We start from the raw sequence: 19766 nt of genomic DNA, 5'->3' as shown, positions 1-19766 counted from the left end.
CTGAACGGCGTCACGATGCCATGGCGCGGCGCGGGCGGGTAGGGGCATTGCCTTCGCCGCGCGGATGATCGACCGTCCCGCCGATGACCGCGTGCCGCTTCGACCGTTTCCGCCTGGACCCGCAGGACCGTCGCCTGACGCGCGACGGCGAGACGGTGGAGATCAGCGGCCGGTATCTGGACGCCCTGGCCCTGCTGGTCGCCGAGCGTGGCCGGCTCGTGACCAAGGACCGGTTCATGGACGAGGTCTGGAAGGGCGTGCCCGTCACCGACGAGGCCCTGACCCAGTGCGTCCGGGCCCTGCGGCGCGAGCTGGGGGACGACGCGGCGCGGCCTCGCTTCATCGAGACCGTGCCCAAGCATGGCTATCGCTTCGTCGCCGAGGTGACGGACGGAGACGAAACGGGGACCGGCGTCCCATCCAACCCCGCGCCTGCGGCCTCCTCGCCGGCTTCCGAGCCCCTCTGGCGACGCCTGGTCCCGGACGCGGGGGCGGGGATGACCGGCGGCGGGCTGGCCGGGGTCGCGGGCGGGCTGTTCTACGGCCTGGCCGCAGCGCCGCAGGGCATGGGCGGCGCCTCGACCCTGATCGTGCTGGTCTGCGCGACCACCCTTTTGGCTCTGGCCGCCGGGGCGTCGGTGGGACTGGGCGTGGCGGCGGGACGGCTGTGGCGCGCGGACGGACCGTGGGGCGCCGTCCTCGGGGGCGCCTTGGGCGGGGCGCTGGTGGGCGGACTGACCCGCCTGATCGCGCTGGACGCCTTCCGCCTGCTGACCGGCGTCGCGCCGGCGGACATGACCGGGGCGGGCGAGGGGCTGGCTCTGGGCGCGGCGGCGGGCTTGGGGGCCTGGCTGGCGACGCGCCCGGGGCTGAAGGCGCGCACGGCGGCGGCCTTCGGCGGCGCGGCCGGCGCGGCGGCGGGGCTGGGGATCACGCTGCTCGGCGGCCGGCTGCTGGGCGGCAGTCTGGACCTGCTGCTGCGCGCCTTCCCCGAGGCGCCCCTCAGCCTGGCGCCGGTGGGCCGGCTGATCGGAGAGGACGGCTTCGGGCCCGTCGCCGCCGCCGTGACCGCGACGCTGGAGGGCGCCCTGTTCGCCGCCTGCGTCGCGCTGGCGACCGCACTGGTCCGACGTCAGGCCGCAGGTTCGCCCGAGGGGGCGGTCGGCGCGTCGGGCGTGGCCGGCTGAGGATCGGCCGGCAGGGTGGTCGTGGGCCGCTCCGGCAGCGGCTGAGCCGATTCGAGCGACGTCGCCTCCGCCTCGGTCCGATCCTCGGCGGCGTCCAGGCCCGGACGGTAGGCGAACCAGATCACCGCGAAGGCGATCGCGACCAGCGTCGCCGAGACGATCATGATCGTCAGCACGTGCATCCCGCCGCGCCCCTGCTTGGCGCGCGTCTCGGCGACGACGGGGCCGTCGCCCTCGGGCTTCGGCTGGGTATGCGGCAGGATCGGATCGCTCATGCCCGTTGAATGCCCAAGCTGGGCGGGGCGTTCCGTCAGTAGGCGAAGTCGCGGTACAGGCGCGACAGGTCGCGCTCCCAGGCGCCGTGGAACAGGTCCAGAAGGCGCTCGGCGGGGGTGACGCCCGAGTCGGCGATGTCTTCCAGTTCCGACAGATAGCCGCGCTCGTCCACCATGCCGCCCGAGAAGCGCGCGCGGGCCTTCAGCCCCTGTTTGGCGATCGCGACCATGTCGACGGCGACGTCGCGCACCGTGCGGCCCGCGACCTCGGCCTTCAGGCCCAGTCGCGTCACGTCGCGGCGCAGGCGCTCGTGGTCGGCGATGTCCCAGCCCTTGCACAGATCCCACGCCGCGCTCAGGGCCGCGTCGTCGTACAGCACGCCGACCCACAGGGCCTGAAGCGCGCAGATGCGGCTCCACGGCCCGCCGTCGGCGCCTCGCATTTCCAGATACGACTTCAGCCGCACCTCGGGGAACAGGGTGGTCAGGTGGTCGGCCCAGTCCTTCTTCGTCGGCCGGTCGCCGGGCAGGTCGTCCAGGCCGCCGTCCAGGAAGCGGCGGAACGACCGGCCCGACAGATCGACGTATTTCCCGTCGCGCTTGGCGAAGTACATCGGCACGTCCAGGGCGTAGTCGACGTAGCGCTCGAAGCCGAAGCCGTCCTGGAAGACGAAATCCAGCATGCCGGTGCGGTCCGGGTCGGTGTCGGTCCAGACGTTGGCGCGGGCGCTCAGGAAGCCGTTGGGCCGACCCTCCGTGAAGGGCGAACAGGCGAACAGGGCCGTGGCGATCGGCTGAAGCGCCAGAGAGGTGCGGAACTTGCGCACCATGTCGGCCTCGGTCTCGAAGTCGAGGTTGGACTGGATGGTGCAGGTGCGCAGCATCATGTCGAGGCCCAGCGATCCCCGCTTGGGCATGTAGGCGCGCATGATGTCGTAGCGGCCCTTGGGCATGACGGGCACGTCCTCGCGCGCCCACAGCGGATCGAAGCCGACGCCGAGGAAGCCCAGGCCCAGCTGGTCGGCGACCTGTTTGACCTCCATCAGGTGGCGGCCGGTCTCGTCGCAGATCTCGTGCACGTCCTTCAGCGGGGCGCCGGACAGTTCGAACTGTCCGCCGGGCTCCAGCGAGATGGAGGAGGTCAGCCCCTCGGGCGTGGTGCGTTCCAGGGCGACGACATGGTCGCCCTCATACACGTCGGACCATCCGAAGCGGGTCAGGCCCTCCAGCATGGCCCGGATGCCGCTGGGGCCGTCGTAGGCCGGGCGGCGCAGCGTCTCACGGTCGAAGCCGAACTTCTCATGCTCGGCGCCGATGCGCCACTGGGCGCGCGGCTTGGCCCCCTTGGACAGGGCCTCGATCAGGTCCGTCCGGTTCAACGGCGCGTCGGTCATGCGGCAGTGGTTCCCAGCCCCTCGGTCGCCGCGAGATGGGCGGTCGCGAGGAGGCGCACAAGGCCCGGCCGGAGAGGCGAAATGTGCACTCTGAAAAAACAGGGTGCACATCGTGCACATTTCTCCGGATCCGGCCTTGGCGACCCGGAGAGTGGCACGGGCCTGCGTCGGATTCGGTCGCAGGCGGTCAGCAGTCCCAGTCGCCCACGGCCGCCTGCCACAGCGTCAGGGCGGTGGTCGCCGCGGTGTCGGCGCGCAGGACGCGCGGGCCCAGCGACACGGCCAGGGCGAAAGGCAGGGCGCGCAGGCGGTCGCGCTCCTCCGGCGTGAAGCCGCCTTCCGGCCCGATCAGGACGGCCCAGGGGCCCCCGCCGGCTTCGGCCAGCGCGCGCGTCGCCGGCGCGCCGCCGGTCTCGTCGCAGAACATCAGGCGGCGGGTCGGGTTCCAATCGGCCAGCAGGGCGTCCAGTTTCTGAGGGGCGTCGACGGGCGGGACGTCCAGGCGGCCGGTCTGTTCGGCGCTCTCCTCGGCGATGGCGTCCAGCCGGTCCATGCGGACGTGCTGGGCCTGGGTGCGGGCGGTGACGACCAGACGGATGCGCGCGGCGCCCAGCTCGGTGGCCTTTTCCACGGCGAACTCCAGCGCCGACTTCTTCACGACGGCGATCAGCAGGTGGACGTCCGGCGGCGTGATCTGGTCGCGGATCTTCTGCTCGGCGCGCAGGACCACGCCCTTCTTCAGCACCTCGGCGACGGTGCAGCGCCACTCGCCGTCCGCGCCGTTGAAGACGTGGACGGCGTCGCCCGCCTTCAGCCGCATGACCTGGGTCAGGTAGCGCGATTGATCCAGCGTGGGGGCGAGGGCGGCGCCTTCGGACAGGGGTTGGGGGATGTGGAGGCGGGTCACTTCGCAGCCCCCTCTCTCCGCTCATCCCCGCGAAAGCGGGGACCCAGTGAGAGCTTCAGGACAGGTCGTCGAAAAGGTCGCGCCAGCCGGGGTTCGTCCTCTCGATCAGCTCCAGCTTCCACGCGCGGTTCCATTTCTTGATGCGGCGCTCCCGCACGAACGCCTCGTGTCGCGTCGGGTGGCGCTCATACCAGACCAGAATGGTGCAGCCGTGTCTGGCGGTGAAGCCCTTCCGCATCCTCTCGCGGTGCTCGACGGTTCGGACGTAAACGTCGTCGGTCGATCCGGTGTAGATCGTGCCGTTGCGTCGACTGGCGACGATGTAGGTGAAGAAGTCCACCGTCCCGGTTCCCCCGAAAGGACTGGGTCCCCGCTTTCGCGGGAATGAGCGGATAATGAGTACCCTACAGCGTCCGCGCGATCAGCAGCTTCATGATCTCGTTGGTGCCGCCGTAGATGCGCTGGACGCGCGCGTCCTTGTAGAGCTGGGCGATGGGATACTCGTTCATGTAGCCGTAGCCGCCGTGGAGCTGGAGCATCTCGTCGATGGTCTCGCCCTGGACGTCGGTGACCCAGTATTTGGCCATGGAGGCGGTGGCGGCGTCCAGCTGGCCCTTGAGGTGCAGGCCGATGCACCAGTCGACGAACACCTTGGCCACCGTCAGCTTGGTCTTGACCTCGGCCAGTTTGAACTGGGTGTTCTGGAAGTCGATGACGCGTTTCCCGAACGCCTTGCGCTCCTTGACGTAGGCCAGCGTCTCCTGGAGGCCGCGCTCGGCGGCGGCGACGCCCTGCACCGCGATGTTCAGCCGCTCTTGCGGCAGCTGCTGCATCAGCTGGACGAAGCCCTGACCCTCGCCGCCGCCGATGACGTTTTCGACGGGCGCCTTCACGTCGTTGAAGAACAGTTCGGAGGTGTCGTTCCCCTCCATGCCGATCTTGTGCAGGTTCCGCCCGCGCTCGAAGCCCGCCAGCCCGTCGGTCTCGACGACGATCAGGCTCGTGCCCTTGGCCCCCTCGGCCGGGTCGGTCTTGGCCACCACGATGATGAAGTTGGCCAGCTGGCCGTTGGTGATGAAGGTCTTGGAACCGTTGACGACATAGTGGTCGCCTTGCCGGATGGCGGTGGTCTTGACGCCCTGAAGGTCCGAGCCCGCGCCGGGCTCGGTCATGGCGATGGCGCCGACCAGCTCGCCGGACACCAGACGCGGCAGCCAGCGCGCCTTCTGCTCCGCGGTGCCGTAGTGCCAGACGTACGGCATGACGATGGCGTTGTGCAGGCTGATGCCGAAGTGGTCCGCGCCCTTCCAGCCCAGCTGGCGCATCAAGACGACCTCGTGCCGATAGTCGCCGCCGAAGCCGCCGTCTTCCTCGGGCATCGACAGGCCCAGCAGGCCTGCGTCGCCCGCGTCGTTCCAAAGCGAGCGCGGCACCGAGGAGTCGGCGATCCATTGCTGCACCTTTTCGGGCGGCGCGTGCTCGTCGATCCACTTGGAGACCGAGTCGGAGAAGAGGGTGATCTCCTCTTCCTGCATGAAATCGGGATCGGGGGCGGCGAGGACGTTCATGCTAGGCTCTAGATCAAGAGTTGGAGGGCATCATGCGAGCGCTGAAAATCGTAAGCTGTGCAGTCGTTGCGATCGCTTTGTCGGGGTGCATCTTCGACTTCTATAGGCGGTCCCTGGATGACGACTACGCCCTGCTGTCCATCGACGGCCGAGATGACTTTTCCCTCTGTGCGATTGTGGACGGCGAGTGTCAGCACCTGGTCAGCGGCGCGGTTGTCGCTTGGGCGCGGAAGGGTGACGTCAGCGTCGCTATCCGATTGCCCTACAATATCGACGGCCCTGCTCCTGGGGCCTATCAACGAGAAAGCGTCCTTGAGTATTACGTCATAAACCGCACCGGCACGGGTCGTGGCCATGACGTCTTGGGTCCCTACACTGAGGCTGATTTCCGTGAAGAAGCGAAGCGGCGGGCCTTGCCGGAGCCGCTCGCTCTCCCCTTCTGATGCTCAGAACGCCTCCGCCGGCACGCTCATCAGGACGTCGGCGCCGGTCTTCAGCTTGGCGAGGTGAGCCCCGGCGTCGGGCAGGATGCGTTCGACGAAGTAGCGGCCGGTGGCCAGCTTGTTGGCATAGAAGGGATCGTCGGAGCCGCCGTCGATCTTCGCCTGCGCCGCCTTGGCCATCTGGGCCCACATGTAGGCGAGCGCCGTCAGGCCGAAGACGTTGAGGTAGTCGGTGGAGGCGGCGCCGGCGTTGTCCGGGTTCTGCATGCCGTTCTGCATCAGCCACATGGTGGCCTCCTGCAGCTTCTTCTTGGCGTCGGCCAGGCCGTCGACGAAGGGCTTGATGGCCTCGTTTCCGGCGTTCTCCGACACGAAGCCGTCGATCTCTCCGAACCAGGTCATGATGGCGCGGCCGCCGTTGGCGGGCAGCTTGCGGCCCACCAGATCCAGCGCCTGGATGCCGTTGGCGCCCTCGTAGATCATGGTGATGCGGGCGTCGCGCAGGTACTGCGACGCCGGGAAGTGCTCGGTGTAGCCCGAGCCGCCGTGCACCTGCATGGCCAGCGAGGCGACGTGGAAGCCCTTGTCGGTCAGATAGGCCTTCAGCACCGGGGTGATCAGGCCCATGTAGTCGCGCGCCTTGACGGCGGTGGCCTCATCCTCGGACTTCTGCAGGTCGGCCTGGAGCGCGGTCCACAGGATGAAGGCCTGGCCGCCCTCGACGAAGGCCTTGGCCTCCAGCAGCATGCGGCGCACGTCGGGGTGGACGATGATCGGGTCGGCGGGGCCCTCGGGGTTCTTGGGTCCGGTCAGCGAGCGGCCCTGGACGCGGTCCCTGGCGAACTCGACGGCGGCCTGATAGGCGGCGGTCCCGATCGACAGACCCTGAAGGCCCGTGCCCAGGCGCGCCTCGTTCATCATGACGAACATGGCCGCCATGCCCTTGTTCTCCTGGCCCACCAGCCAACCCTTGGCGTTCTCATAGGCCATGACGCAGGTGGCGTTGCCGTGGATGCCCATCTTGTGCTCCAGGCCCGCGCACTGGACGCCTTCGTTGCGGTCGCCCACCGAGCCGTCCTCACCCGCGAAGGATTTGGGCACGACGAACAGGCTGATGCCCTTGATGCCTTCCGGCGCGCCCTCGATGCGGGCCAGCACCAGATGGATGATGTTGTCGGTGAAGTCGTGCTCGCCCGAGCTGATCCAGATCTTCTGGCCGGTGATGGAATAGCTGCCGTCGCCGTTCGGCACGGCCTTGGTGCGGATCAGGCCCAGGTCGGTGCCGCACTGGGGTTCGGTCAGGTTCATGGTGCCGCCCCACTCGCCGGTCGCCAGCTTGGGGCAGTAGAGCGCCTTCTGCTCCTCCGAGCCGTTGGCGTTCAGCGCCTCGTAGCAGCCGTGCGTCAGGCCCGGGTACATGGAGAAGGCGGGCGAGGCGGCGGCGGTGAACTGGCCGAACGCCATGCCGACGATGGCCGGCATGCCCTGGCCGCCGTGCTCGGCCTCGGACGACAGGCCGACCCAGCCGGCCTCGACCATCTGCCTGTAGGCGTCCTTCCAGCCCGTCGGGCCGGTGACCCGGCCGGCGTCCCACTTGCAGCCTTCCTGGTCGCCGATGCGGTTCAGGGGGGCGATGACTTGTTCGGCGAACTTGGCGCCTTCCTCCAGGATCTGGCCGATCAGGTCGGGCGACACGTCCGCCAGGCCGGGCTGGTTGGAGTGGCGTTCGACCTCCAGAACCTCGTTCAGCACGAAGGTCAGGTCGCGGACGGGCGCCTTGTAGGCCATGGGTCAGGCTCTCGCTTTGAGGGGGTGCAGTCGGGACAGGTGGGCGTCGTGCATCGGGTCCGGGTTCAGCCGGGCCTTCAGCAGCTGGGCGTATTCGTCGGCGCCGGGCAAGAGGTCGGGGCGGTGCTCGCCCAGGCGCGCCTCCATCACCGCGCAGGCTTCCTCGGCCGTCTCGATGGCGGCGTCCAGATCGTCGCGCTGCTGCTTCAGGGCCTCGATCTGGGCCCGGTGACGGCGCAGGGCCACGGCCATCTGATGGGCGTTGTGGTCCTTGTGGTCGTAGAGGTCGAGCATCTCCTGGATCTCGACCAGGGAGAAGCCGATGCGGCGGCCGCGGAGGATAAGCTTGAGCCGGGCGCGGTCGCGGGCCGAATAGACGCGGGTCTGGCCCTTGCGGGCGGGCGTCAGAAGGCCCTTGTCCTCATAGAAGCGCAGCGCCCGCGCCGTGGCCCCGAATTCGCGGCACAGCTGGCGGATGGAATAGGTGCGATGGTCGTCGGCGCTCGCCATGGCGGGCATCCTTGCCCGAACTTGACGCGCACGTAAAGGGAAGGCTTCGTCGCGCCATGGCCCGCAAGCACGTCAACGACGTCGGCACGAAGAAGGGCGACCTGCCGCAGAAGACCTGCGTCGCCTGCGGCCGGCCCTTCACCTGGCGCCGCAAGTGGGCGCGCGACTGGGATCAGGTGAGGTACTGCTCGGACAGGTGCCGCGACGGCTGAAAGTCAGCGGGTCTCGCGGGCCCGCATCCACAGGACCGGGGCGACGGCGGCGATCAGGGCGAGGTTGGTCAGGGCCGGGACCGGCTCCAGCGCCAGGGCGTGGACGCTCAGCATTGCCGTGGCGAGCGCCAGCAGGCCGACGGCGGCGGTGACCATCAGTGGGCGGCCCCACTTCCACGACGCCAGCGGCGCCAGCAGCAGCACGGCCAGGGTGATCTCGGCCAGGCCGAGCCCCTGAACCATCTCGACCGGCACGCGGGCGGTCCAGGACATCAGCTCGGACAGGGTGGTCACGGGCTCGGTCGCCTTGGCCCAGCCGGCGGCGAGGAAGAACATGGCAAGCCAGCCCTGGAGGGTCCACAGGGTCAGGTTGCGATAGCTTCGGCGCAGGCGGACCTGCGAGGGGGAAAGGGCCTGAGAGCTCATTCTCAAAGTCGCCTGGGGAGAGGCGCTCCGGTTTTTATTCGTAACAGTGGCGAGATCGGTTCGCCGGCCCCATCCCGCAAGGGCTCGAAGCTTGAGCGTAACCATCCGTGATCGCCTTCTGCGTGAGCTACGGGGCCGAAGCGTGACCGTATGCATAAGAATCCGTAAGGAAGCGTTGCCGCGGACCCGTCGCCGCATCGAGGAGACGTTCGGGGCGGCCGGATTTCGACCGCGTGATCACCCTAGCGGCGGGCTGCTGCCAAGGTGCTGTCAGCAGCGGTTCAGTCGGCGCGAAGGCGCGCGATCTTGGCTTCGAACGGGCCCCAGTCGTCGTCGCGGTCGATCGCGGCCCAGATGGCCTCGACCTCGTCGATCCGCATCTCTTCGGGCTCCGCCACGGCGAAGCGGGGCGCTTCGAGGCGCTCCGGCCGGTCCGGCTCGTGTTCGAACAGGGCGAAGCGGAAGTCGGCGAAGGCCTTGCTCCGATACAGGGCGGCCCGGGGGCCCGACAGGGCGCGCGCCGAGGAGGCGAAGCCGGCGAACCAGTCGTGGAACAGCGGCTCCCACCGCATCGCCTCGCCGCCTTCGCGCAGCAGCGCCAGGGCGGCGTCCACCAGCCGCTGGTCCGCCGCCTCGCCCAGGCTGAGGACGCCCAGACGTTCCAGGAAGGCCGCGCGCAGTTCGCGGATGTAGGCGGGTCCGAAGCCGTTCAGGGCGTCCGTCAGCGCCTGGGCGTCGCCGAGGGGCTTCAGCGCGCCCCCCAGCTGGGTCAGGGCCCAGAACACCGCCTCGGGCTGGCGGGCGAAGGCATAGAGGCCGAACTGATCGAAATAGGCGGCGGTGAATCCGGGCTCATAATGCGGCAGGAAGCGCCAGGGGCCGTAGTCGAAGCTCTCGCCCGTGACGTTCAGATTGTCGGTGTTCAGGACGCCGTGGACGAAGCCGGCCGCGACCCACCGCGCCGCCAGCCGGGCCGAGGCGCTCACGACCGCCGCCAGAAATCCGGCGGCCTCCCCCGGCGCCACGTCGGGATGATAGGTCGACCGGGCGTGCTCCAGCAGGGTTTCCAACTGGTCCTTTCGGCCCAGATACGCCGCGCGCTGGAATGTGCCGAAGCGGATGTGGGAATGCGACAGGCGCACCAGCACGGCCGAGCGCGTGGGCGACGGCTCGTCGCCGCGTTCCAGCGCCTCGCCCGTTTCGATCAGGCTGAAGGCCCGGCTGGTCGGCACGCCGAGGCGTCGCAGCATCTCGGCCGCCAGCACCTCGCGCACCCCGCCCTTCAGCGTCAGCCGTCCGTCGGCCCCGCGAGACCACGGCGTCTGGCCGGAACCCTTGGTCCCGAGATCGAGCAACCGCCCGGCCGAGTCGCGCATCTGCGCCGCCAGGAAGCCGCGACCGTCGCCCAGATCGGGGTTGTAGGTGCGGAACTGATGGCCGTGATACCGCATGGCGATCGGGCCCGGCTGGCCGGGCAGGGGCGCGAACCGGCCGAAGTGATCGATCCACTCGGCGTCCGACAGCGTCTCCAGCCCGACCTCGGCCGCCGCCCGGTCGTTGCGGAAACGAAGGATCGCCCTGGGAAAGGCCGCCGCCCGCACGGCGTCGCCGTAGTCCTCGCCCAGATCGAAGAAGCGCGGTTCGGGGCGATAGACGGGAGACGGCGGCATCGTGTCCAGTTGCGCGCGGACGGGCGGCTTCGCAAGGTCGCCCCCGCCGGAAACCTCGGGAAGCGATCATGAAGCTGCTCCTTGCCCGCCTGCTTGCCGGCGGAACCGCGGTCGGCACGGCCGCTCCGGTCCTGACCGGCGGCATGGACGACGCGGACTTCGTCGTGCCGGACCTGATCCTGGCCGTCGCGTTGATCGGCGCGGCGCTGCTGCCCGCCCGGATCGCGCCGCTGGCCCTGATCCCGCCCGCCGCCTTCGCCCTCGGCGTCTTCTCGGTCGCGGCCGCGCGGCAGATGGGGGAAGGCGCGCTGAGCCCGATGCTGGGCGTCGCCATCCTGACGAGCGCGGCCTGTCTGGCGCTGGCGCTCTGGACGCGGCGGTCGCCGGCGGTATCCTGAGACCAGAGATCAGGCCCGCCGCCGTCGGGGCGGGCCAGGCCGGCGCCCTTGTTTCGAGGCGAATCCGGTCCGGCGTCCGTCGATAACCTGGCGCCCCGACCTTTCGTGATCCCGGAGGCCGCCATGGCACGCAGACTGACGCTCGAATTCCTGAAGACCGAGGCCGGCTCCGGCGCCGTGCTGGGACTGGCGGCGCTGAGCGCGCTGGTCGTCGCCAACTCGCCCCTGTCGGCGGACTATTTCGCCCTGCTGAAGTCCGAGCACGTGCTGCAGGTCGGGCCCGCGATCCTGAAGATGTCGATCTCGGAGTGGATCAAGGAAGGCCTGATGGCGATCTTCTTCCTCGTGGTGGGGCTGGAGATCAAATACGAAATCCTGCGCGGCGAACTGAGCGACCCGAGGAAGCTGGCGACGCCCGTTCTGGCGGCGCTGGGCGGCATGATCGCGCCGGGGCTGGTCTATCTGGGCGTGGTGTCCGCGCTCGGCGGGCCGACGCAGGGGTGGCCGATCCCGCTGGCCACCGACATCGCCTTCGCCCTGGCGGTCTTCGCCCTGGCGGCGCGGGGGCTGCCGTCCTCGCTCAGAGTTTTCCTGCTGACCCTCGCCATCGTCGACGATCTGGGGGCCATCGCGCTGATCGCGGTTCTGTTCTCGCAGGGCGTGGACTGGATTCCGCTGGCGTGGGTCGGCGCCCTGCTGGCGCTGGGCGCGGTGGCGGCGCAGTGGAAGAAGGTTCCGGCGCCGTTCTGGGTGCTGGGCTTCGGTCTGTCGTGGTGGCTGACGGTGGAGGCGGGTCTGTCCACGTCCCTGACCGCCGTGGCCTTCGCCGCCGTCGTGCCGATCAAGGAGCGGCGCGACGGCCAGGCCCCGCTGAAGGAGGCGATGCACGACCTGCATCCCTACGTCGCCTACATCATCCTGCCGCTGTTCGCTTTCGCCAAGGCGGGCGTCGGCTTCGCCGGGATCGGACTTGAGCAGGCCGCGGCGCCGCTGGTGGCCGGGATCGCGCTGGGCCTGTTCCTCGGAAAACAGGTCGGCGTGCTCGCCATGGCCTGGCTGGCTTCGGCGCTGAAGATCGGCAAGAAGCCGACCGGCGCGACGTGGCTGGAGGTCTACGGCGTCAGCCTGCTGTGCGGCGTGGGCTTCACCATGAGCCTGTTCATCGGAGCATTGGCCTTTCCGGGCGCGATCGACTCGCCCGAGCAGGTCGAGGTCAAGCTGGGCGTGCTGGGCGGCTCGCTGCTGTCGGGCGTCCTGGGTGGAATCGTGCTGGCGGTGGCCGCGCGACGGCGCAAGAAATTGGCCGTCACGGCCGCGAATACTGTCGCCTGACGCACGAACATTGACCTTGCGTCAGGCGTTTCCGTCGCTTTCTTGTCACAGTCGAGGCCGTCGCGCGGCGTCACGGCGGCTGTAACGCGGCGTGATCCTTGTTCCACGGCCCGGCTTGGATTACCCCGGATGATCGGAACCCTCGTCACGTCAGAAGGACGGGGTCTTCAGGGATTGGGAACGCCCGGCCGACCCGGCCGGGCTCTAGGAGCCGGGATAGACATGCGTCTGAACCACATTCTTCGCACCACCGTGTCCGCAGCCGTCGTCGGGACGGCCGTGTTCGGGGCCGCCGGCGTCGCCGCCGCCCAGGAACAGGAGGTCACCCGCGTCGACGACATCATCGTCACCGCCCAAAAGCGTGAGCAAAGCCTGCAGGACGTGCCGATCGTGGTCACGACCCTGTCGCAGGAGATGCTGGAGGACGCCGGCGTGCGCGACATCAAGGATCTGCAGATCCTGACGCCGGGCATGACGGTGACGTCGACCGCCTCGGAAGCCTCGACCACCGCGCGCATCCGCGGCGTCGGCACTGTGGGCGACAACCCCGGCCTGGAAAGCTCGGTCGGGGTCGTGATCGACGGCGTCTATCGCTCGCGGAACTCGGTCGGCTTCGGCGACCTGGGCGAACTGCAGCGCATCGAGGTTCTGAAGGGCCCGCAGGGCACCCTGTTCGGCAAGAACACCTCGGCCGGCGTCATCAACATCATCACCGAGCAGCCGTCGTTCACGCCCGAGTTCAACTTCGAGGCCACCGTCGGCAACTATGACGCCAAGGCGATCTCGGGCTCGGTGTCCGGTCCTCTGACCGACGCCCTGGCGTTCCGCCTGTACGCCGGCCGCCGCTTGCGCGACGGCTTCATGACCATTGACACCGGCGACGGCCCGCGGCCGGAGACCGACGACAACAACCAGGATTTCGGCACCGTCCGCGGCCAGCTGCTCTGGCTGCCGACCGACGGCATCTCGATGCGCTTCATCGCCGACTATTCGAAGCGCGACGAATACTGCTGCGTGGGCACCCAGGTGCGGACCGGCCCGACCTATCCGTTCATCGACGGCACGTCGACGGGAACGGGGCAGCGTCCGCCGGCGCCGGGCTTCGGCGCACTGCCGTTCTCACGTACGGCCTTCGCCAACCGATCGACCGGCCAGGAAGTCGAAGACAAGGGCTTCTCGCTGGAGACCAACATCGACTTTCCGTCGCTGTTCGGCGGCGCCACGCTGACGTCGATAACCTCGGTCCGCGACTGGAGCTTCGTCAACGGCCAGGACGCGGACTTCACCGGGGCCGACATCGCCTATCGCCTGAAGGACGGCGACTTCGGCTTCAGCGTCGAGAACGCCACTCAGGAGTTCCGGCTGGCCGGGGCGACGGATCGCCTGGACTGGCTGGTCGGCGTGTTCGCCACGCGTGAGGACATCGAACGTCGGGACAGCTTCTACCTGGGCGCCGACTACGCCCCGGTGCTGTCGTTCCAGATTTCGGCGGCCCTGAACGCGGCGGTCCCGGCCTTCCCGGTCAGTCCTTCCATCATCCCCTGCTTCACCCGGACCGCACAGACGTCGGTGGGCCTGCAGAGCTGCCTCGGCACCGGCGGCGCCGTGTTCGGCGGCGGCCCGGCCTTCGCGGCGGGCCAGTCGCTGGAGGACGTCTATCTCCAGCGGTCGGACTCGTTCGCCGTCTTCACGAACAACACCTTCTCGGTGACCGACCAGCTCGATATCACCCTGGGCCTTCGCTACACCTACGACGACAAGGGCCTCGAAGGTCGGCAGCGCAACGGAACCGGCGCAGCGGCGGCCACCTGCGCCGCAGGTCTGGGGAACCAAGCCGCGATCGCCGGTCTGTTGGGCGCATCGACGACGTCCAGCATCCTGGGTCGCCTGTGCCTGCCGTGGTCCAACCCGTTCTACAACAACCGCGCGGTCAACGAGGCCGAGAGCGACGGCGAGGTGTCGGGCACCATCAAGGCGTCCTACCGCATCTCGCCCGAGGCCATGGTCTATGGCTCGTACGCCCGCGGGTACAAGTCGTTCGGCTACAATCTGGACCGCGTGCAGACCGGCATCACGCCGAACGCGTCGCTGCTGTTCCCGTCGGAAGTCGTGGACAGCTATGAGCTGGGCGCCAAGCTGACGCTGCTGGACCGCACCGTGCTGCTGAACGTCACCTACTTCGACCAGACCTTCACCGACTTCCAGCTGAACACCTTCCTGGGCACGTCGTTCGTAGTCGAGTCGATCCCGGAGCTGACCTCTCGCGGCGTCGATGCGGACTTCGTGTGGTTCACTCCGGTCGAGGGTCTGAGCTTCTCGGGCGGCGTCACCTACACCGAAACCCAGTACGGCGAGTTCGTCGCCGCCGACCTGGCCAACCCGGGCAACTTCCCGCAACTGTCCCTGCTGCCGGGCGCCACGGCCTCGTTCGCTCCGGAATGGTCGGGCTCGGCCTCGGTCAACTTCGACCGCAGCCTGGGCGGCGGCCTGCGCGGCGGGTTCTCGCTCTCGGCCAAATACATGAGCGAGTACAACACCGGCTCGGACCTGATCCCGTTCAAGGACCAGGAAGCCTTCACCATGCTGAACGGCCGCGTGTCGATCGGCACGGAGGACGAGCGCTGGACCCTGGAAGGCTGGGTGCAGAACCTGACCGACGAGGAATACATCCAGGTCGCCTACAACGCCTTCCTGCAGGGCTCGGCGTTCCAGTCGACGGTTCAGCCGAACGGCACCTTCTACAACCCGGCGCTGGACAGCCAGACCTACAACGCCTTCAACGGCGCGCCGCGGACCTACGGCATGACCCTGCGCTATCGCTACTGATCGCGCGGGCCACGGCCTGAAACGGGAACCGGCCGGGGAGCGATCCCCGGCCGGTTTCTTCATGGGCTGAAGGCAGGACATGTTCGGCGGGACAAGAGCGACAATCCCGAGGACATGAGCGCCACATCGGACGAGACTTGCTCGACACCGTCGACTTCGGGTCGCACGGCGGGCGTCGAACGTCCCCGAGTCTGCGCAAAGCACCGGCGTCCCTGTCCCCGCGCCGCCAGCTGAGCGGGGTTTCGGAAGCCTGCCGCAAGTTCAGTGCGGCCTGCCCCGACGTCCGATCCCAGGGTCAAGGACGAAGGGTGACCGAGGTCGCGACGGTCGGGGCCGGGAGGCGGGCCGATCGCCTCCGCGACCTATTCAGCCGGCTTCTCCACGGCGCCGTCGGTTCCCCGCTGGTGGCGGAAGCGACGGCTCAGCCAGCTCTCCATCCGGGACTTGCCGCCGTCGATCAGGCTGAAGGCGGCCGGGACGAAGACCAGAGACAGGGCCGTGGAGGTGATCAGGCCGCCGATCACCGCGATGGCCATGGGCGACCGGAACTCGGTCCCCTCGCCGATGGCCATGGCGATGGGCAGCATGCCCAGGCCCATGGCCAGCGTGGTCATGATGATCGGCCGCGCCCGCTTGTGGGCCGCGTCGATCAGGGCCTCGCGCCGGCTCATGCCCTGTTTCATGGCGATGATGGCGTAGTCGACCAGCAGGATGGAGTTCTTGGCCGCGATCCCGGTCAGCATGATGATGCCGATCAGGGCCGGCATCGAGAGCGACCGGCCGGTGATGAGCAGGGCGAAGAAGGCCCCGCCGAACGACACCGGCAGCGCCGCCAGGATGGTCACCGGGTGGAAGAAGCTGCCGAACAGCAGCACCAGCACGATGTACATCAGCAGGATGCCCGTCACGATGGCGAACATGAAGCCGGTCGCGGTTTCCTGCAGGTTCTCCAGCTCGCCCGACACGGCCTGTTCGACGCCGTTCGGCAGGTTCTGCATGGCGGGCAGGGCGTCGACGCGCTGCGACGCCTGACCCAGGGTGATCCCGGCCAGTTCGGCCGTCAGGCCCGCGACGCGCTTGCGGTCCAGGCGGTCGATCTGGTTCGGGCCCGCGCCGAAGCTGATGTCGGCGACGGACGTCAAGGGAACCGTCTGTCCCGACGCGGTCGGCACCTGCAGGGTCTGCAGGGTGGCCAGATCCTCGCGCGCGTCTTCTCGCAGCATGACGCGGATGGGCACCTGGCGGTCGCCCAGATTGAATTTGGGCAGCAGCTGGTCGGCGTCGCCCAGTGTGGCGACGCGCGCGACGGCGCTGATGTCCGAGGCGGCGACTCCCTGCAAGGCGGCGACGTCGGCCTTGGGCGTGATCAGGATTTCCGGACGCACCAGCGCCGACGTCGAGATGACGTTCGACAGTCCGTCGATGTCGCGCATCTGGCGCTCGACGGCCGCGGCGGCCGGGACCAGGACGGCCGGATCGTCGCCGACCAGCTGGATCGACACCTGACCGCCGCCGCCGCCCTCGACCCCGAACTGGACCCGGGCGCCGGGGATGGCGCGCAGGATGGGCCCCATCTCCTGCTCAAAGGCCTGCTGGCGGATGTTGCGGTCGGACTTCTTGACCAGGTTCACCGTGACGGTCGCCCGGCGGACTTCGCCGGCGCTGCCGCCGCCGCCCGGGCCGAAGCTGGTGGTCGCCGAGCCGATGGAGGCATAGACGGAGCGGACCTCGGGCCGCTTGCGCAGCTCCTCGTCCACTCGGCGGACGACCGCATCCGTCTCCGCCAGGGTGGAACCGGGCGGCAGCTGGATGGTGACGTTGGAGCGCGACACGTCCTCCACCGGGATGAACTCGAACGGCAACAGCGAGGCCAGGCCCAGCGAGCCGACGAAGAACAGGGTGCCGCCCAGCATGACCCAGGCGCGGTGGTCGGTCAGACGACGCTTGGCGCGCGTCCACAGTCCCCCCCGCGTGCGACGTGCCTCGTCCGTCGTCGAGCTGCGCTCGGGCAAAACCCAGCGCAGAACGCGCAGATAGAGCTGCATCCACTTCGGATCGGCGTGCTCCTTGCCCTGGTCCGCCTTCAGCATGTAGGCGCCCATCAGCGGCGTCAGCGTCCGCGCCACGACCAGCGAGAAGAACACGCTGACGCAGGTGGCGATGGCGAAGCTCTTGAAGAACTGCCCGACCACGCCGGGCATGAAGCCCGTCGGCGCGAACACGGCGATCAGGGTCGCGGTGGTGGCGATGACCGCCAGGCCGATCTCGTCGGCCGCCTCCATGGCGGCGGGATAGGGGGCCTTTCCGTCCCGGATGTGCCGGACGATGTTCTCAATCTCCACGATCGCGTCGTCCACCAGAATGCCGATGGTCAGCGACAGGGCCAGCAGCGTCACCACGTTCAGCGACTGGTCCATCAGATCCATGACCAGGAAGGTCGGGATCAGCGACAGGGGCATGGCGACCGCCGCGATCAGGGTCGCGCGCCAGTCCCTGAGGAAGATCAGCACCACCAGGACCGCCAGGCCCGCGCCCAGCAGAAGGGCCTCGACCGAGGCATGGAAGTTGTTGATCACGTCCTGGGTGGTGTTGGTCACCTCCTCGATGGTGACCTCCGGCAGTTCCTTGTCCAGCAGGGCGATCTCTTCCTTGGACGTCTCATAGACGTCGAGTTCGGACGAGCCCTTGGAGCGCGACACGGAGAAGCCGACCACCTCGCCGCCGTTGAAGCGGGCGCGGCCGCGCGGTTCGGACCACTCGTCGGTCACCTCGCCCAGGTCGCCCAGGCGGATCGTCCGGCCGCCGACGGGGATCAGGGTCTCGCGCAGGTCGTCGACGCTCTGGGCCGAACCCAAGGTGCGGATGGCCTGTTCCGAGCCGCCGATCTCGCCGCGTCCGCCGGGCAGGTTGATGTTCGACGCCCGCAACTGGTTGGAGACCGCCGCGGCGCTGACGCCCTGGGCGGCCAGCTTTGCGGGGTCCAGCTTGATGCGGATCTCGCGGTTGACGCCGCCGTCGCGGCTGACCTGGCTTACGCCCTCGATCGACAGCAGTCGCTTGGCCACGGTGTTGTCGACGAACCAGCTGAGCTCCTCCGGATTCATGCCCGGCGCGCGCACCACATAGGTGGCGATCGGCTGCTGGGTGAACTCGATGCGCTGGACGATCGGCTCCTGAACGTCCGCGGGCAGCTCCTGACGGACGCCGGCGATGGCGTTGCGGACGTCGTTGGTCGCCTTCTCCAGGTCGACGCCGAGCTGGAAGGTGATCAACGTCGTCGAGGCCGAGTCGTTGACCGTCGAGCGCACCTCGTCCACCTCTCCCAGGCCCGCCACGGCGTCCTCGACAAGGCGGGTCACCTGGGTCTCCAGCTCCGTCGGCGCCGCGCCGGCCTGGATGACCGTCACCGAGACGACCGGCAGGTCGACGTTGGGGAAGTTGTTCACCGGCAGGCGGAAGTAGCTCATGACCCCCGCGACGGTGAGGACGATGAACAGCAGGACGACCGGAATCGGGTTCCGGATCGACCAGGAGGAGATGTTGTTGAAGTTCATCGGGCGGCCGCCTGAGCCGGAGCCTTGGCCGGGGCCGTGGCCCTGGCGGGAGACGCGGCGACGGTCACGCGGTCGCCGTCGCCCAGGAAGCCCGAGCCCGAAACGACGACACGTTCACCGGCGCGCACGCCGGTGACGGCCAGATCGTCGCCCTGGCGGCCCCCGGTGGTCACGGGACGGAACGTCACCGCATTGCCGGCCCCGATGACGTAGACGCCGGGCTTGCCCTCTCGATAGACGATCGCGCCGGACGGCACGACGAAAGACGGCTGGGCGCCCACGTCGATCTCGGCCCGCGCGAACATGCCGGGGCGAACCGTCGCGCCCGCGGGCAGGGCGATGCGGGCGACGCCCAGACGCGTCTGGCCGTCGACCTCGGGCGTGACGATGCGAACCGTGCCGGTCACGGCCAGGCCTTCGTCGCCGCTGACCGTCGCGGTCTGTCCGGCGCGGACCAGGGGCAGGTCGGCCTCCGGGATCTGGGCGTCCAGCTCCAGACGGCCGTCGCGGACCATGCGGAACAGCTCGGCGCCCGGCTGGACGATCTGGCCGCGCGTGACGCTGCGGCTGATGACGCGGCCGGCGACGGGCGCGCGGATGACGGTCTGGGACAGGCGCGTGCGCGATTCCGACAGCGCCGCCTCCGCGGCCTGCAGCGCCGCGGACGAGGACCGCTGATTGGCCACGGCCGTGTCCAGTCCCGCCTGGGACAGATAGCCGCGCTCCTTCAGCTCTTGGGCGCGCGTCAACGCGGCGTCGTCGCGGGCCAGATTGGCGCGGGCGGTGGCGACCTGGGCCTCCTGCTGGCGCACCTGGGCGCGCAACAGGGAATCGTTCAGCTGAACCAGCGGCTGGCCCTGCCGGACATAGGCGCCCTCGTCGACGTAGACGGCGGTGGCCACCAGCCCGCCGGTCTCGGCCCCCACCGGCACCTCTTCCCATGGCGACACCGTGCCGGACGCCGTCAGCACGCGCGGCAGATCGACCAGCCGGACGGCGGCGGCCGTGACCGTCTGACGCCCGCGGTTCTCGTCCGACGCCGCGGCCTCTTCGGAATGCCCGCCGCACGCGGCCAGGACGCCCAGCATCGCAAGCCCGACGGCCAGGACGCCCAGTCGACGCGCAATCTTCACGGAGACACCTCAAGTTCTGGATGGACGGCAGGTGGGGAGGTCCACCGTCGTTGACAAGCCGGTGCATACTCCGTTCCACGGCCAAGCCCAAGGGGGCGCGACGCCGTTACGCTAAAGTAATGTTGCAGCGCATGACGTGGGCG

At 69.2% G+C, this 19766-nt stretch carries 17 protein-coding genes; 6 read left to right on the top strand and 11 right to left on the bottom strand.

Annotated features, from left to right (window positions below; genetic code table 11):
• Positions 1-83: 83 nt before the first annotated feature.
• A complete protein-coding gene (locus tag VGN45_RS01585) occupies positions 84-1187 on the top strand; it encodes a transcriptional regulator (protein WP_327458593.1) in 1104 nt (367 codons plus the stop codon).
• Here the strand turns inward: VGN45_RS01585 and VGN45_RS01580 are convergent.
• The 5 genes from VGN45_RS01580 to VGN45_RS01560 form a co-directional block, all read right to left on the bottom strand.
• Positions 1133-1462, bottom strand: coding sequence for a hypothetical protein (locus VGN45_RS01580; protein ID WP_327458591.1), 330 nt, complete (start codon positions 1460-1462; stop codon positions 1133-1135). The genes VGN45_RS01585 and VGN45_RS01580 overlap by 55 nt on opposite strands.
• Before the next feature lie 35 nt (positions 1463-1497).
• Positions 1498-2856, bottom strand: coding sequence for a glutamate--cysteine ligase (locus VGN45_RS01575; RefSeq protein ID WP_327458589.1), 1359 nt, complete (start codon positions 2854-2856; stop codon positions 1498-1500).
• A 187-nt stretch (positions 2857-3043) separates the two neighbouring features.
• On the bottom strand, positions 3044-3763 hold the full coding sequence (locus VGN45_RS01570) for a 16S rRNA (uracil(1498)-N(3))-methyltransferase (RefSeq protein WP_327458587.1): 720 nt from the start codon (positions 3761-3763) through the stop codon (positions 3044-3046).
• A gap of 55 nt (positions 3764-3818) precedes the next feature.
• Positions 3819-4103, bottom strand: coding sequence for a GIY-YIG nuclease family protein (locus tag VGN45_RS01565; RefSeq protein WP_327458585.1), 285 nt, complete (start codon positions 4101-4103; stop codon positions 3819-3821).
• Positions 4104-4167: 64 nt separating this feature from the next.
• Positions 4168-5331, bottom strand: coding sequence for an acyl-CoA dehydrogenase family protein (locus VGN45_RS01560; RefSeq protein ID WP_327458583.1), 1164 nt, complete (start codon positions 5329-5331; stop codon positions 4168-4170).
• A 32-nt stretch (positions 5332-5363) separates the two neighbouring features.
• On the opposite strand from VGN45_RS01560, the gene VGN45_RS01555 reads away from it, so the two are divergent.
• Positions 5364-5774, top strand: a complete 411-nt coding sequence (locus VGN45_RS01555; protein WP_327458581.1) for a hypothetical protein — start codon at positions 5364-5366, stop codon at positions 5772-5774.
• A 3-nt stretch (positions 5775-5777) separates the two neighbouring features.
• Here the strand turns inward: VGN45_RS01555 and VGN45_RS01550 are convergent, their stop codons facing one another.
• Positions 5778-7562 (bottom strand): acyl-CoA dehydrogenase C-terminal domain-containing protein, encoded by a 1785-nt coding sequence (locus VGN45_RS01550; RefSeq protein WP_327458579.1) that lies wholly within the window; start codon positions 7560-7562, stop codon positions 5778-5780.
• Between the two features lie 3 nt (positions 7563-7565).
• Positions 7566-8072, bottom strand: coding sequence for a MerR family DNA-binding transcriptional regulator (locus tag VGN45_RS01545; protein ID WP_327458577.1), 507 nt, complete (start codon positions 8070-8072; stop codon positions 7566-7568).
• Positions 8073-8128: 56 nt separating this feature from the next.
• Between VGN45_RS01545 and VGN45_RS01540 the strand changes: the two genes are divergently transcribed.
• Positions 8129-8284, top strand: a complete 156-nt coding sequence (locus VGN45_RS01540) for a DUF2256 domain-containing protein (RefSeq protein ID WP_327458575.1) — start codon at positions 8129-8131, stop codon at positions 8282-8284.
• 3 nt (positions 8285-8287) lie between these two features.
• Here the strand turns inward: VGN45_RS01540 and VGN45_RS01535 are convergent, their stop codons facing one another.
• On the bottom strand, positions 8288-8710 hold the full coding sequence (locus VGN45_RS01535) for a DoxX family protein (protein ID WP_327458573.1): 423 nt from the start codon (positions 8708-8710) through the stop codon (positions 8288-8290).
• Positions 8711-8991: 281 nt separating this feature from the next.
• Positions 8992-10380: a protein adenylyltransferase SelO gene (locus VGN45_RS01530; protein WP_327458571.1), complete on the bottom strand. Its 1389-nt coding sequence runs from the start codon at positions 10378-10380 to the stop codon at positions 8992-8994.
• Positions 10381-10448: 68 nt separating this feature from the next.
• Here VGN45_RS01530 and VGN45_RS01525 point away from each other — a divergent pair, with 68 nt between their 5' ends.
• The 3 genes from VGN45_RS01525 to VGN45_RS01515 all read left to right on the top strand — a co-directional run bounded on the left by VGN45_RS01525 (position 10449) and on the right by VGN45_RS01515 (position 14936).
• The gene (locus VGN45_RS01525) at positions 10449-10778 is read left to right on the top strand and encodes a hypothetical protein (protein WP_327458569.1); all 330 of its coding nucleotides are present in this window, start codon (positions 10449-10451) and stop codon (positions 10776-10778) included.
• A gap of 123 nt (positions 10779-10901) precedes the next feature.
• Complete coding sequence (gene nhaA / locus VGN45_RS01520) at positions 10902-12110, top strand: Na+/H+ antiporter NhaA (protein ID WP_327458567.1); 1209 nt, start codon at positions 10902-10904, stop codon at positions 12108-12110.
• Between the two features lie 222 nt (positions 12111-12332).
• On the top strand, positions 12333-14936 hold the full coding sequence (locus VGN45_RS01515; RefSeq protein WP_327458565.1) for a TonB-dependent receptor: 2604 nt from the start codon (positions 12333-12335) through the stop codon (positions 14934-14936).
• A 362-nt stretch (positions 14937-15298) separates the two neighbouring features.
• Here VGN45_RS01515 and VGN45_RS01510 read toward each other — a convergent pair whose 3' ends face one another.
• The gene (locus VGN45_RS01510) at positions 15299-18490 is read right to left on the bottom strand and encodes an efflux RND transporter permease subunit (protein ID WP_327458563.1); all 3192 of its coding nucleotides are present in this window, start codon (positions 18488-18490) and stop codon (positions 15299-15301) included.
• On the bottom strand, positions 18487-19623 hold the full coding sequence (locus VGN45_RS01505) for an efflux RND transporter periplasmic adaptor subunit (RefSeq protein WP_327458561.1): 1137 nt from the start codon (positions 19621-19623) through the stop codon (positions 18487-18489). The genes VGN45_RS01510 and VGN45_RS01505 overlap by 4 nt, the downstream gene beginning before the upstream one ends.
• Between the last annotated feature and the right edge of the window lie 143 nt (positions 19624-19766).

The organism is Brevundimonas sp., assembly GCF_035999125.1.
GTDB lineage: Bacteria > Pseudomonadota > Alphaproteobacteria > Caulobacterales > Caulobacteraceae > Brevundimonas.
Note: the sequence above shows the minus strand (reverse complement) of the source record. Positions and strands in the feature narration are given on the sequence as shown.